Genomic DNA, 13,890 nt, shown 5'->3' with positions numbered 1-13,890 from the left:
GCTAGCTCAGCGCCACCTCGCGCAGCAGATCGAGCTCGTCGAGCGCCGCCCCCGAGCCGAGCACCACGGCGAACTCGGGCTCGTCGCTGAGGAACACGGGCAGCCCGGTCTCCTCGCTCAAGAGCACGTCGAGGTTGGCGAGCTGTGAGCCGCCGCCGGTGAGCACGATGCCCTTGTCGACGATGTCGGCGCACAGCTCGGGGGGCGCCCGCTCGAGCACCTGCCGCACCGCGTCGACGATCGCACTGACCGGCTCGGACAGCGCCTCGCGGATCTCGTCGGAGTCGATCACCACGGTCTTGGGGATGCCCGCCACGAGGTCGCGCCCCTTGACCTCCATGGTCATCACCACGTCGGTGGGGGCGGCGGTGCCAATCTCGATCTTGACCTTCTCGGCCGTGCGCTCGCCGATGAGCAGGTTGTACTTGCGCTTGATGTGCTGGACGATCGCCTCGTCCATCTTGTCGCCACCCACCCGCGCGCTCTTGCACGCCACGATGCCGGCCAGCGAGATCACGGCCACCTCGGCCGTGCCACCGCCGATGTCGACCACCATGTTGCCGCCGGGCTCGGTGATGGGCAGGCCCGCCCCGATCGCGGCCGCCATGGGCTCCTCGATGAGGAACACCTCGCGCGCGCCCGCGGCCAGGGCCGAGTCACGAACCGCGCGCTTCTCCACCTCGGTGATCCCCGAGGGCACGCAGATGATGATGCGCGGCTTGACGAGGGTCTGGCGGTTGTGCGCGCGCGTGATGAAGTAGCGCATCATCGCCTCGGTCACCTCGAAGTCGGCGATGACGCCCTCCTTCATGGGACGGATGGCCACGATGTTGCCCGGCGTGCGCCCGAGCATCTCCTTGGCCTCCTTGCCCACCGCGAGCACGCGCTTGGTGTTGGCGTGCTTCTGCACCGCGACCACGGAGGGCTCGTGGGCAACGATGCCCTTGCCCTTGACGTAGGTCAGCGTCGTGGCGGTGCCGAGGTCGATGGCCAGATCGTTGGAGAACAGGCCGTATACCCAGTCGAAGAGCATGGATGGCCGGCTGCGAGAAGGTCGTCCCTTCGGGGTGCAGCCGCTCACACATACACGTCGGCCGTGCGGCGGGCAAGCGCGGGACCAGCCCCAACGCGCGGGCCAGGGCCGGATATTTCGAGGCTCTTCGGGCCGTGGGAGTGACCGCGCAATCATCGCAGGTCGTGCCCCAGGAGGGGCGCCACGGCGGCAAGCCACCCCCGGCCAGCGCAGATCCACCGCCGCCGTGGCCGCCAGTCCCCGCCGCGAACGGGAGAACGCGACTCCAAGCCAACGGGAGCCATCTATGCGGCGCCCATGCGAGATCCATGCGGCGGCCACCCGAAGGCCACCCCGAGCCCAGGTCAGGCCGCGCCCCGTCGAGCCGCCCCGCCCGTCCTCTCGCCCCGCGATTGATGTCGGCCGGGCCCAGGGCTAAGGTCCCGTCCCCATGCTCGAGTTCATCCGCCGCAAGTCCACGAGCTTCCTGTCGTGGTTCATCTTGGGTGGCATCGCGCTCGTCTTCGGCCTGCAGTTCGGCCTGCCCAGCGACAGCCTGACCCTGGGACCCGACGGCTTGGCCGAGGTGTACGGCGAGGAGATCCGCAAGGAGGACTTCAACTTCCAGACGCGGATGGCATCGACCATGGGCTTTGCCATGCCCAAGGAGGCCGAGCTCCGCGAGATGATCGGGGTCAACGAGGAGCTGCTCGACGGCGCGGTGGAGCGCATGCTGCTGGCCCACGAGGCCCGCAAGATGGGGCTGGCGGCCACGCAGAAGGAGGCGGAAGACCTGGTCCTCGATGGCCATGCCATGATGTTCGGGATCCGCAACGACTTCCTGCGCAAGGAAGACAAGTTCAACTACAGCATCTTCAAGAACAACTGGCTGCGGAGCCTGGGCATCAACGAAGACCACTACCTCCAGCACCAGTCCGAGGAGCTGCTCGCGCAGACGCTGCGGGACCTGATGACGGCGAGCATCGTGGTGCCGGAGTCGGAGGTGCGCCGCGAGTACGAGGCGACCGCCAACACGCTCACGCTGCGCTACGCCCGCTATGAATTCGCGGCGTTCGCCGACCTGGTGGATCCCACCCCCGAGCAGCTCGACGCCTACGTGGCCGCCCACGCCGACGCGCTCGAGCAGCGCTACGAGTCGCAGAAGACCCGCTTCACGGCGCTGCCCAAGCAAGCACGCCTACAGCTGGTGCAGGTCGCGGCCAACCCCGAGGCCAAGGCGGCGCTCGAGCAGGCGCGGGCAGGCATCGAGGCGGGCACGGAGCGGCTGTCGGGGGTGGCGCGGACCCGCTCGATGCACGACACCGCGGGCCGAGGCGGGGACTACGGCTGGGTCGACGAAGACAGCCAGACGGCGTCCGATCTGCCCGATGCGGTGCGACGGGCGGTGCCGGGGCTGGCCACGGAGGCCGTCTCGGAGGTGATCGAGGCCGATGGCTCGCTGTGGCTGCTGCGCGTGACCGAGCGCCGCGAGGGCGACGTGCCCAAGGAGCTGGCGCTGCGCGAGCTGGCCGAGGAAGGGGTGCGCGACGAGCAGGGTCGGGAGCTGGCCCGCCGCGCGGCCGAGGAGGATCAGAATGCTGTGGCCGGCGGCACCCCGTTGCTCGAGGTGTTCGCTCGGCCCGGAGCGCTGGGCGAGACGACCCTGTTCGGGGGCAAGCCGATCGAGGCCCTGCCGCTCGAAGGAGCGCCCGAGGGGAGTCCCCCCACGGAGGGCGCGCCGCAGGCACCCGCCGAGGGCGCGCCCGCAGCCCCCACCGATCCGCTGGCCGGAGTCGCGCGACCCAAGGCCGAGCTCCAGTCGACGATCCCATTCGCCAAGGGCCAGAAGATCCCCGAGCTGGGCGCCGTGCCAGGGCTGGTCGACGATGCCTGGGCCCAGGAAGGCGATGCGGAGCTGCTCGACGGGATCTACGAGGTGCAGGGCGCAGTGCTGCTGGCGGGGGTGGAGAACCGGGAGAAGGCGACCGACGAGGGTTACGCGCAGGTGCGGCAAGAGCTGTACGACCGCCTGCGACGGCTCGAGGCCAGCCGCCTGGTCGGAACCTGGGCCAAGCGGCGGTGCTTCGACGCCAAGGGGCGCGGCGACATCAAGGTCTCCGAGGAGACGATCAAGCGCCTCACCACGTATGACACGCCGGCCGAGGACGAGGGCGAGGGCGAGGGCAAGGACGGCGAAGAGCCCGAGAAGCCCGAGAAGCCCGCGTTCACCGTGTGCGATCGCGTGGGTGGCGGAGGCGGGTTCTTGACCGCCCGCGCTCGCCAGTAGCTCGGCGTGGAGCCGGATGGCCGGGCCCGAACGAGGCCTCTGCGGCGCCGCCGAGCCGACGCCTTCGTCCGGTAATTGGGGCGCATCCTCGCTCGGCTCGCCTGCGTTATCCTCGACGCTCGAACCAGGATGGACGAGCACCCCCAAAGCGCGGGCGGACAACCGGCGGTCGGCAACGTGCTCGGCTTCTCCTTGTTGCTCAGAGATCGCCAGGCGCTGCTACGGCTGGAGCGGCGCGCCCTCCAGCCCGGGGTTCGCCTGCTGGAGTACGAGGCCGAGGTCCCCGATGTGACGTTTCCGCTGCGGGCCCAGGGCGCCTCGTCGTTTCGCCGCCGACGCTGCCGCGCGGGGCAGCTGCGACTCGAGCTCGAGCTGCGCGCAGTGGGCTCCTGGGTGGACGAGCACCTGCGAGGCCACGAGATCGCGGGCCTGCACCTCGACGAGGTCGCGCTGCGGCTCGGGGCCGACGGCCCGCTGCTGCTGCTGAGCGGCACGCGAGACGGCGGCCGGGCGTGGCTGGGTCTGGTGCTGCGGCTACGGCCGGTCGGGCGAAGGCTGGCCTGCCGCCCGTGGCGGACCTGGCGAATGGGCAGGGGGGCGCCGCGCCCGGAGGCAATGTGGGAGGGGCTTGCCGAGCGCATGGGGCTGCGACTCGACCCCGACGGCGGCGAAGTGATGCTCGACCCCGCGCGGGGGACGCTACTACGCCCGTTCGTGGAGGCCGGCTGGCGCGTGCCCGACCTCGGCGCCCTGGTGGTGCACGAGCTGATGCTGTCGCCCGATCGCGTCGAGCTGCTGCTGGGACGGCGTAGCGAGCGGCTCCTCGCCGCTCCGATCCCCGCCCGGACCGAAGGGGACGACGAGCTGGGCGAGCACCTGCAGCGGGTCTACGCGGCGCTCGAGCGCGACAATCGAGCCACGGCCCGCGCCGAGCTCGAGCGCCTGGCCGAGAGCCTGCCGCCCGAGCACCCGGCCCGGCTCCCCGTGCTGCGATGGCTGGTGGATCTGGCCCGGGTTCACGATGCGCCCCGAGCCCTGCGAGCGCTGCAGGCCTGGCTGTACCTCCAGCCCCGCGACGACGAGGCGGCGCGCGCCCTGATCATCGCGCTGGGGCGCACCGACGGCCACCGGGGGCTCGCCCAGCGCCTGGCCGGACAGTGTCGACTGCCCCACTCCCCGCGTCGTCAAGCCCGGCTCGAGCTGTCGCTGGCCTGCGTGCTCGTGGACCGGCTTCACGACGGAGACTCGGCCATCGGGCTGCTCTCGCCCCTGCTCGATCGCTGCCTCACCCAACCCCCGCTCCGGGAGCTCGAGCGGCCGGTCCGCGCCGCCCTGGCACGCGCCCTGGCCTCCCGGCCCGACGCGGACCCCAACGCGGCTCTGGACGCGCTCGGTCGAGCCCTCGCGACGATCCCCGTCGATGGCGATCGCGAGTCCGCCAAGGCCAGCCTGGTGGCCGGGGTCGCCTCGGCCCTCGCCCACCACGGACACCACCGCGAAGCGATGCCGCTATGGCGACGCGCGGTGCATGCGGCTGCGGACGACGACGAGCTGGTGGACCGAGCGCTCGCCTCGATCAACGCGGCCGGCGACGATGTCCTGGCGATCGAGATCCTTCGTACCGCCATTCCTCGAGCGACCCCGGAGGCGGCCCTGCCCCTGCGGCGTCGGCTGGTGACCACGCTTCTCGGGCGAACCGATCCCACCAGCCACGAGCTCGCGCTGGCCGAGCTCCGAGCGCTGGTTCGCGAGAACCCACAGTCGCGCGAGCTGGCGCTCGAGCTCTCGGCGCTCGAGCGCCACGGCGGGCGACCCGACGAGGCCGCGGCGCTGCTGGGTCGCCTGGCCGAGAGCACCGAGGAAGCCGAGGATCGGACGCGCTTGCGGCTGGAGCAGGCACGCCTGCTCACCGAGGGCGGCCAGCCCCGACGCGCATGGGCCCTGCTCGAGCCGGAGCTGCGCGCGCCCATTGCCGAGCTCGAGCTCGAGCTGCTCGATCTGGCGGTGGACATCGCCCCGCTCTCGGTCCGCGATGCCCTGATCGATCGGCTCGTGGAGCTCGACGATGGCCCTCGGAGCGGCAAGGCCCTGCTCGAGCGCGGTCGCAGCCGACGCTCCAATCCCCAGCGCCGCGCGGATCTCGAGACCGCCGCGCAGCGGCTGGACGACCCCCTCCCCGCCTTGCGGGAGCTGGCCGCGCTGGCCGCCCCCGACGACCCGGAACCCTGGGCTTCACTTGCGCAGGCATGCTCGGTCCGGGGCGACGTGGATGGGGAGACCGCGGCGCGCGTCGAGCTGGCGCTGCGACACCTCGGACACGGCATGCTCGATCCCGCCGCCGAGTCGCTGTCCCGAGCCCGAGCGCTGCATCCGGCCGATCCGGCGCTGCCCATCGCCCACGCGTGGGTCGAGGCCCGGGCTGGGCACTTCGACGATGCCGCCGCGTTGTTGGTCGCCGTTCCCCCCGGGCGCCTGCCGCTGTCGTCGCATCCGCTGTCCGATCCGCGCCTGGGGCTGCCGCCGCAGCTCGAGCAATCGGAGCCGTGGATCCGCACGATGGCCCAGCTTCCTCCGGGCGATCCGCGGCGGCTCGAGCCGAGCGTGATGCTGGCCCGGATCGAGCTGGCCAACGGTCACCCCCAAGCCGCCCGCGATCGGCTGCTGCCGGTGCTCGGTCAGCGCGGCGTTCCCCGCGAGGCCTACGAGATCCTGGCCGAAGCTGCCCATGCCCTCGGCGACGCCACCACGCGCCTGCGCGCGCTTCGTGGCATCGCCGTGCACGCCAAGGACGGCCCCGAGCGCCTCCATGCCGAGCTCGAGCTGGCGCGGCAGCTCGGCGAGGCCGGCCGCTCGCGCGAGGGGCTGAGCCACGCCGCGACCGCGGCCCGGGGCTGGCCCACCGGGAGCGACGAGCACGTCGATGCCACCCGTCTGTGGCTGCGCCTGGCGACCACCGCCGACGATGCCAGCGAGCAAGCGGCCGCCCGAGCCGCGTTGCGCGAAGCCCTCGGTCCCGAGCTGTCGGTCAAGGAGCATCGCGCGGAGGCACTGCTGCTGGCCGAGCGCCTCGATGATCTACGAGCGGCCCAGGGTGTGCTCGAGCACGGCCTCGCGATCTGGCCCGCCGATCCGTTGCTGCTGTCGACCCTCAAGCACGTGATGCACCTGGGCGGAACGCTCGAGCCCTATCTGGTGGCGCTCGATGCCGCGATCGAGGGCCTGGCGCCCGGGCCCGAGCGCGATCGCCTGGCCACCGAGCTGGCGCTCTCGGCCGCGGAGTTCGGCGATGCAGCCCGGGTCTACCGTGCGCTCGAGCACTGCTCGATCGAGGCCGGCGAGAGCGAGGATCTGCTCGATCTTCGCGAGTGGGCCGTGCACACGCTGGGCCTCGAGGATCAGGAGCTGCGGCGCATCGATGAGCGCTTGCAGACGGGGCTGCTGGATCTCGGCTTGCTGCGCCGACTGTCCCGGTTGGTGGGACCGGGCGAGCCCACGGTGGAGCACCTGGTGGCCCAGGCGCGCGAGGCCCCCCCCGAGATCGCGCGGCTCATCATCGAGCCGGCGCTCGTGATGGCCACGCCGCTGGCCATGCCCTCGCTGTCGATGCGCGTGCTTCGGCATGCGATCGGGGTGGGCGCGCTCGAAGCGGCCCAGTCCGCGTGGCCGCCCCTGCTGGCGCGGGTGAGCGAGACCAAGGACGACGCGGCGCTCGCCGATCTCGTGGCCCTGGCCGACGACGCTCGCGCGCTCGGCATGCAGATCGACGAGACGATCGAGCTTCGCCTCGACGAGGCACTGGCCGAGCGCCCGGGCTCGCCCCACCTGCATCGCGCGCTCGCGCGGCACCTCGCGCTTCGCGGCGGCGCCCCGCCGCAGCAGCACGCCGCCCGCATCGCTCACCTCGACGCCGTCGCCGATCGCTTCGAGCTGTCCGGGGCCGATCGCGCCCGGCTGTTCGTGGGCATGGCCGAGCCCCTCGATCGTCGCAGCGCGGCCGAGCTGCTCGAGGCCCGAGCCCGGGCTGCGTTCCTCGATCCTCCCGCCTTTGGTCGCCTGATCCGGGCGCTCGAGGTCCGCCAGTGCTGGCCCGAGGTGCTGCGCCTGCTCTCCGCCTGCGCCGAGGCAACCACCGAGGTGCAGGACAAGGTCGGCACGCTCAAGCACCTCGCCCACGTGGCCTCGGACGTGCTGGGCGATCCGACCGCCGCGGTGGCACACCTCGAGGCCGCGCTGGCGCTCGCTCCCACCGATCCCGACCTGCTGCTGCCCCTGCTCGATCATCACTTCTCGCAGACCGATCTCGGCCGCGCCGTGGAGCTGAGCGAGCGGGTGCTCGACCACGTGCGCATGGGCGACGCTGCGTTCGCCGCCCTGGCTCACCGCGCGGCCGATGCCGCCATCGCCCAGGGCGAGGCCCAGCGCGCCGCGACCCTGCTCGAGCGCATCATCGAGCGGCTTCCCGACGACGCCAAGGCTGGCACCCGCCTCGAGGAGCTGCACCACCGCACCGACGATCCGACCCAGCGGGTGGCCCTGCTGGCCGCGGTGGCCACGCGCCAGAGCGGCAAGGCCCGCATCGAGGCGCTCGAGGAGCGAGCGCGCCTGCTGCTCGAGCTCCAGCGCTTCGACGAGGCCATGGAGGACCTCGCCGCGGTGATCGCCGACGCGCCCGAGCGTCGCGAGAGCGCCGAGCTGCTGGCCGAGCTCTACCGCGAGCATGGCCGCTTCATCCAGCTGGTCGAGCTGCGGGAGGCCGAGCTGCCCCGGCGCCACGGGCAGGCGCGCGCGAAGCTGCTGACCGAGATCGCCGAGATCTACCGCGACGGACTCCACGATCTGTCGAGGGCCGAGCAAGCGCTGCGGCTGGCCATCGAGCAGCTCGGTGTGAGCCCGGAGGAACGCGCCCTCGCCGACCAGCTACGCGAGGCGCTGGCCGAGGACCTCGAGCAGCAGGGCCGTGCGGTGGACCTGTGCGCGTGGCTCGACAAGGAGCTCGCGACCGAGCTGGAGCTGCCAGCGCAGGCCCCCGCGCCCGAGCCTCCGCGCCTGGCGTTGCTGCAGCGCCTGGCCCGGCTCGTGCGCGATCGGCAGGAGGGCGAGGCCAAGGCCGCCCGCATCTACGAGCAGCTCGAGCGCTGGCACGCCCTGCCCGACGAGGGCCTGGCCCCGCTCGCGCGCTGGTACAGCCGTCACGGTCGCCACGACGCGCTGGTGCGGGTGCTGCAGCTGCGCGCCCAGGCGCTGCCCGAGCTCGGCGAGCGTCGTGCGGCCGTCGAGCTGCGGATCGCCGAGCTGCTCGACGGGCCGCTGCTGCGCCCCCACGATGCCGCCCCCCACTATCTCGACGCCTACCTCGCCGATCCCGAGACCCACGCCGCCGCCGGCAATCGAGCGCGCGTGCTGCTGCTGGCGGTCGACTCGATCGTCAACGTGCGCGACCGCCTGCTGCGTCGCCTGGCCGAGCTCCCGCACCACCGGCGACCCCATCTGCTCACCCTGCTCGCCGACGTGCTTGCTCCCCACGAGGCCCACGAGGACGAGGCGGAGGCCCGCTACCGCGAGGCGCTGGTGCTCGACGACCACATGGCGACCGCCCACGAGGGGCTCGGTCGCCTGCTCGCGCGACGCGGGCGCAAGCACGAGGCCGCGCTGGCCCTGGTCGCGGCGATCGAGCGCCCGGGTCTCTCACCCGAGCGCGCGGCCGAGGCCGCGGCCCTGGCTGCACGCAACCTCCTGGAGCTGCGGCACTTCGAACGCGCCGAAGCGGTGCTGCGCCAGGCACTGACGATCCGCAGCGACTCGCCGCGCGTGCTGCTCGAGCTCGCGCGCCTCTACGAGCGCACCGAGCGAGCCCAAGAGCTGGCGCAGGTGCTCGACCAGCTCGCCGGCCTCCCGCTGTCGGGCTCGACGATGGCCGAGGTCGCCTACCGCCGCGCCCTGCTGCTGCAGCCCGTCTACGAGGTCGTCCCCCAGGGCCCCCAGGGCGAGCGCGCGCGCAGCCTGATGCTGGAGGCGCTGGGCGCCAACCCGCGCCACGCCGCGGCCCGCCAGACCCTGCTGTCGCTCGCCACCGCGCGGCGCGAGTGGTCGATCGTCGCGCACATGCACTACCTGGCCATTCGGGATCTGCCCCCGGGGCCGCAGCGCGCCACCGTCCACCTCGAGCTCGCGGCCGTCTACCTCGAGCAGCTCGCCGACCCGGACAGCGCCATGCGCAACATCGAGAGCGCGCTGCAGCAGGCGGCCACCGACGTGGTCGTGACCCGCCAGCTCGGTGAGCTCGCGCGGCGCCTGCCGGATCGCGCCATGGCGGCCGCTCGCTTCGAAGCCATCGCCGGAGCCGACAGCGAACTCGACGACCCGGCCCGGGCCCGCCTGTGGCTGCTGGCGGCCGAGCTGCGCATGGAAGCCGACGACCGCGAGGCCGCCGCCGCCGCCTCCCGGCGCGTGCTCGAGCTCGCGGACGCCCCCGAGGATGCCACCGCCGCCGCCACCCGAACCCTCGAGCGCACCCGCGATCCGGCGAGCCTGCTGCAGACCAGGGACGCGCTCCTGGCCCAGCTCGACGCCAAGCCCCCCGGCTCGCCCTCGGATCGGGCCGAGCTGCTCGCACGACTGCACGACATCGGGGTCGCGCTCGACGACCCCAGCCTCGTCGAGCGGGCCCACCGCGAGCAGAGCGAGCTGGCGGCGGCGCTCGACGAGAGCGACGATCAGGCCGCCGGAGCCGTGCTTCGCGATCTGCTCGCGGCGCGTGGTGACTACGGCGCCGTGGTGGAGCTGAGCGAGCGGCTCGCCTCGCAGACCAGCGACAAGGATCCCGAGCGTGCAGCCACCGTGCTGGTGGAGGCCGCGGGCTATGCCTGGCGCGGCCAGAAGCAGCCGGCCCATGCCGCTTCGCTGCTCGGCCGCGCGCTCGAGCTCCGTCCCGAGCACGAGGTGGCCATTCGCATGCTCGGCGAGCTGGCCCACGAGGTCACCGACCCCGCGGAGGCGGGGGCGATCCAGCGCGCGCTGGGCTCGGTGTCGGAGGGCTCGCCCTCGCTGCGTCTGCAGCTGGCCGTGCTCGCCAACACCCGCGGCGACGACGACCAGGCGCTGGCCCTGCTGCGTCCCCTCACCGAGGCCGACGTACCCGAGGACATTCGCTTTCGGGCCCTCGAGCGGCTCGAGGCGCTCTTGCTCGAGCGCGGCGAGCACGACGAGCGCCGTCGCGTGCTGACCCAGCAGCTCACCCTCGCGCTGGCGCGCAACGACCCACGAACCGGCGACCTCGGACTCGAGCTCGCGCGCCTGGGCGCCAATGATGGCGATCGATCCGCCGCCCGCAGGATCGGCGAGGCGGCGCGCGGGGTCTGCCCCGAGCACCGCGACCTGCTGCGCTTGCTCGCCGAGCTCGCCGAGCGCGACGAGGACTGGCCGTATGCGGTCGCCCGGCTCGAGACGCTCGCTCAGCTCGCCACCGACGACGACGAGCAAGCCATGTGGCTCACCCGCGCCGCGGGCGTATACCTGCGAAGGCCCGAACTGCCCGCGAACGGCGACGGCCCGGGGCTCGCTCGCCGCATGCTCCTGCAAGCGGCCGAGCTCGCGCCGCGCAGCCCCGAGCCGCGGGCGATGCTGCTGCCGCTCTCGTTCGGGCAAGCGCGATGGGACGAGGTGCTCGAGCTCGGCGAGGCCATCACGACCCATGCGGGCCACGACGAGGAAGTCTTGGTGCTGGCCGCCGTCGCCGAGGCTCATCGCCGGGGCGAGCGCCGACTCGCCCGCGAGATCGGCTTCCGTCACCCGCCCGAGGTGCTTCGTCGCGTGCTGCTGCCCGCGCTCCAGCAGAGCCTGGGGGAGCTCGCGCGGCGCGGTCCCCTGCCGCGCCTCGACGCCGTCCTCGCGGCGAGCTCGGCCTTGCTGGGCGGACGCAGCCAGCTCTACGAAACCATGCACACGTGGGCTGGCGAGCTGCCCCCCGATGCGGGTCTGGTGCTGGGCCTCGCCCGCCTCCTCGAGGCCCGTGGCGCGGGCGACATGGCGCGCCACCACTACCAGCTCGCGGCCTTCATGGCGCCGCGTGGGCCCGTCCCTGGCCTGGTGGCCCGGCTCCCGGCGGGTTGGTTGGCCGACACCGATCTGCACCGGGTGAGCACGGCCCCGATGGAGGGTCGCAGCACGCTGCGCGAGATCTTGGCCGCGCTCCGCGATCACCTCGCCGGCATCGAGCACGATCGGGCGCCCGAGCCCGCCCCCGCCCGCATTCGACCGCCCGACTGGTGGCCCACGCGAATGGAGCTGGCCGAGACCATCGTGGAACCATGGCGCGCCACGCTGGGCGTGGACCTACCGCTGGCATGGACCGAGGCCCCCTTGGCCGGCGGAGTCACGGTGCGCAACGACAGCCCGCCCCGCGTGCTGCTCGGTCGCCTCGCCGCCACGCTGACCCTGCCCGAGCTCACGTTCCGCCTCGCCCTCGCCACCGCCTCGGTCGCCCTCGGCCTGACGGTGCTCGAGCACGACGCCGTCGACCTCGGCGTGCTGCTCGATGCCCTGGCCCAGGTCGCCAACCCAGGGCACCAGCCCACCGGACCCCTGGCCCTGGGCCTGTCCGACATCCTCGTCGCTCGGGACGCACGGAACATCGGCCTCACCACGGCCCAGCGCGCCGCCGTGCTCGACGAGATCGCCCACTGGCTCACCACCCAGCACGGGCTGGGCCGACTGCGCGTGATGCTGCGGCGCTCCACCCTCTTGCTCGCCACTCGGCTCGCCTGTCAGCTCGATGGCGCGCTGTTGGCTCTTGCCCGCGATCACGGCCTGTTCGCGGACGGCTCGGTCGACGCGGCCGGCGCCCTGCAGCTCCCGGATGCCGTGTGGCTCTTGCGGGCGCTATCCCTGCGCTGACGCCCGCCGCGCCCGTGGCCTCCCGGGGCACTTGTTGCGCACCAACGGAGGGCCTGCCAAGATTCTGCGGGCTCGACGCCTCTTGGTCGCCATACACGACACGAGGTTGGGGGGAGGAACAGGCTTGGCCGAAGCACAGCAAGGGTCGGGAGATCCGAACATGGGTCGCTGGGTGGTCATCGCCGCCGGCATCCTCGGCATTGGGGCGATCTTGGGCTACGGCATCTCGCAGTCCAACGAGCGCAACCAAAACCAGGCCCAGGCCAGCGCGCAACAAGCAGTGGAGATCGGTCCCGCGCGCTCGACGACATCCATCCCCGAGCTCGTGGCTCGGTCCGCCCGGGCCCGCAACGATCTCGACGTCGCCATCCTCACCCGGGTGAGCGCCGAGCTGGCCACCGCCGCCGAAGCCACCACCACCGTTCCCAAGACCCTCGAGGCCCAACGCGAGCGCCTCGACGTGGTCACCACGCTGGCGGTCGAAGCCACCGTGCGCGGGTCGGTGCTCGGCGACGCCGCGGCCCGGCGACAGGCCGAGGACTACGTCAGCGAGGGCAACGCGCTCGTCGACGAGCTCCAGGACGCGCTCGACCCGGGGCAGGTGCTGGCCACTCGCGCTCGGCTGGCGCTGGCCGGAGGCGACGACGTGATCTCGACCCAGCCCGCGGTGCTGCTGCCGACCTATCGCGATCGCGAGCTCCAGAACGTGCTGCTGGCCGAGCCGCTGTGGCACGCGGAGTTCGATCGCGAGCTCGACGACACCGACCGCAGCACGCTGATCGAGGCGCTCGAAGGCGTTCCCGATCCGAGCGCCCTCGAGCGGATGCTGCTGGCGCTTGCGCTGCCCGATGATCAGAGCAGCCGCGCTCAGGCCCTGGTCCGCGAGGTCCTCGTCAAGGCGCCCGGTCAGCCCCTTGCCCAGGGATTGCTCGCGCGCCTGCGAGGCGAGGTGAAGGTGGCCATGGCCGACCCGATCCCCGTAGGCCTGCCCGAGGACACCAAGGTCGACCTCGAGCCCCTTCCAGAGGACACCAAGATCGACCCCCAACCCGAGCCCCTTCCCGTCGACACCAAGACCGACCCCGATCCTCCCGTCGACACCAAGGTCGAGCCCAAGCCAGACAAGCCCAAGCCAGAGCCCAAGCCAGAGCCCAAGCCAGACAAGCCCAAGCCTGAGCCCAAGCCCGACAAGCCCAAGCCAGAGCCCAAGCCGCAGGTCGACCTCGCCGACGAGGGCTGCAAGCTGGTGCACGGGGGCAAGGCCGAGCAAGGGTTTGCGATGCTGCAAAAGGCGTTCGATCAGGACCCGCGCGACACCAAGGTCACCTTGTGCATGGCCGAGGGGCACATGAAGCTGGGGCGGTTGCCCTCGGCGCGGGCGATGGTCGAGCGAGTGCTTCGCAGCTCGGGCAAGAACAAGAAGGCGCTCGGGCTCGCGGCCAAGATCGAGGACCAGATGGGCAACAAGCGAGCGGCCGCGGACTACTACCGCAAGCTCCTCGAGCTCGAGCCCGACAACGCCACGGCTCAGGCCTACGTTGACAAGAACGGCTAGGCCCGCGGGGGGCCTAAACTAGCAAGAAACCGGATGTCGGAGGCTCGGTCAAGCGGCCGAGCGGAGCTCGACCTCGTAACCCAGGCCCTTGAGGCGCTGGACGAGCCGGCGTGAGATCCGTGTCTTGTCGAGGTTGTCGAGGTG

The 13,890-nt window shown here is 72.6% G+C and carries 4 protein-coding genes; 3 read left to right on the top strand and 1 reads right to left on the bottom strand.

Annotation, left to right across the window (positions count from 1 at the left end):
• Position 1 precedes the first annotated feature (1 nt).
• Positions 2-1,033 carry a rod shape-determining protein gene (locus OEB96_RS15750; protein ID WP_266216669.1) on the bottom strand — a complete coding sequence of 344 codons (1,032 nt, stop codon included), beginning with the start codon at positions 1,031-1,033 and terminating at the stop codon, positions 2-4.
• 430 nt (positions 1,034-1,463) lie between these two features.
• Between OEB96_RS15750 and OEB96_RS15745 the strand changes: the two genes are divergently transcribed.
• The 3 genes from OEB96_RS15745 (at position 1,464) to OEB96_RS15735 (ending at position 13,746) form a co-directional block, all read left to right on the top strand.
• Positions 1,464-3,299 carry a peptidylprolyl isomerase gene (locus OEB96_RS15745; RefSeq protein ID WP_266216668.1) on the top strand — a complete coding sequence of 612 codons (1,836 nt, stop codon included), beginning with the start codon at positions 1,464-1,466 and terminating at the stop codon, positions 3,297-3,299.
• A gap of 129 nt (positions 3,300-3,428) precedes the next feature.
• The gene (locus OEB96_RS15740) at positions 3,429-12,191 is read left to right on the top strand and encodes a hypothetical protein (protein ID WP_266216666.1); all 8,763 of its coding nucleotides are present in this window, start codon (positions 3,429-3,431) and stop codon (positions 12,189-12,191) included.
• Positions 12,192-12,351: 160 nt separating this feature from the next.
• On the top strand, positions 12,352-13,746 hold the full coding sequence (locus OEB96_RS15735; protein ID WP_266216665.1) for a tetratricopeptide repeat protein: 1,395 nt from the start codon (positions 12,352-12,354) through the stop codon (positions 13,744-13,746).
• Positions 13,747-13,890: the final 144 nt, after the last annotated feature.

The sequence above is a fragment of the Paraliomyxa miuraensis genome (assembly GCF_026337845.1).
GTDB lineage: Bacteria > Myxococcota_A > Polyangia > Nannocystales > Nannocystaceae > Paraliomyxa > Paraliomyxa miuraensis.
This window is presented reverse-complemented; position numbering and strand designations above follow the sequence as displayed.

Excerpts from the sequence above, each read along its gene's own strand:
- OEB96_RS15750 (WP_266216669.1), bottom strand. The coding sequence starts at position 1,033 with ATGCTCTTCGACTGGGTATACGGCCTGTTCTCCAACGATCTGGCCATC.
- OEB96_RS15745 (WP_266216668.1), top strand. The coding sequence starts at position 1,464 with ATGCTCGAGTTCATCCGCCGCAAGTCCACGAGCTTCCTGTCGTGGTTC.
- OEB96_RS15740 (WP_266216666.1), top strand. The coding sequence starts at position 3,429 with ATGGACGAGCACCCCCAAAGCGCGGGCGGACAACCGGCGGTCGGCAAC.
- OEB96_RS15735 (WP_266216665.1), top strand. The coding sequence starts at position 12,352 with ATGGGTCGCTGGGTGGTCATCGCCGCCGGCATCCTCGGCATTGGGGCG.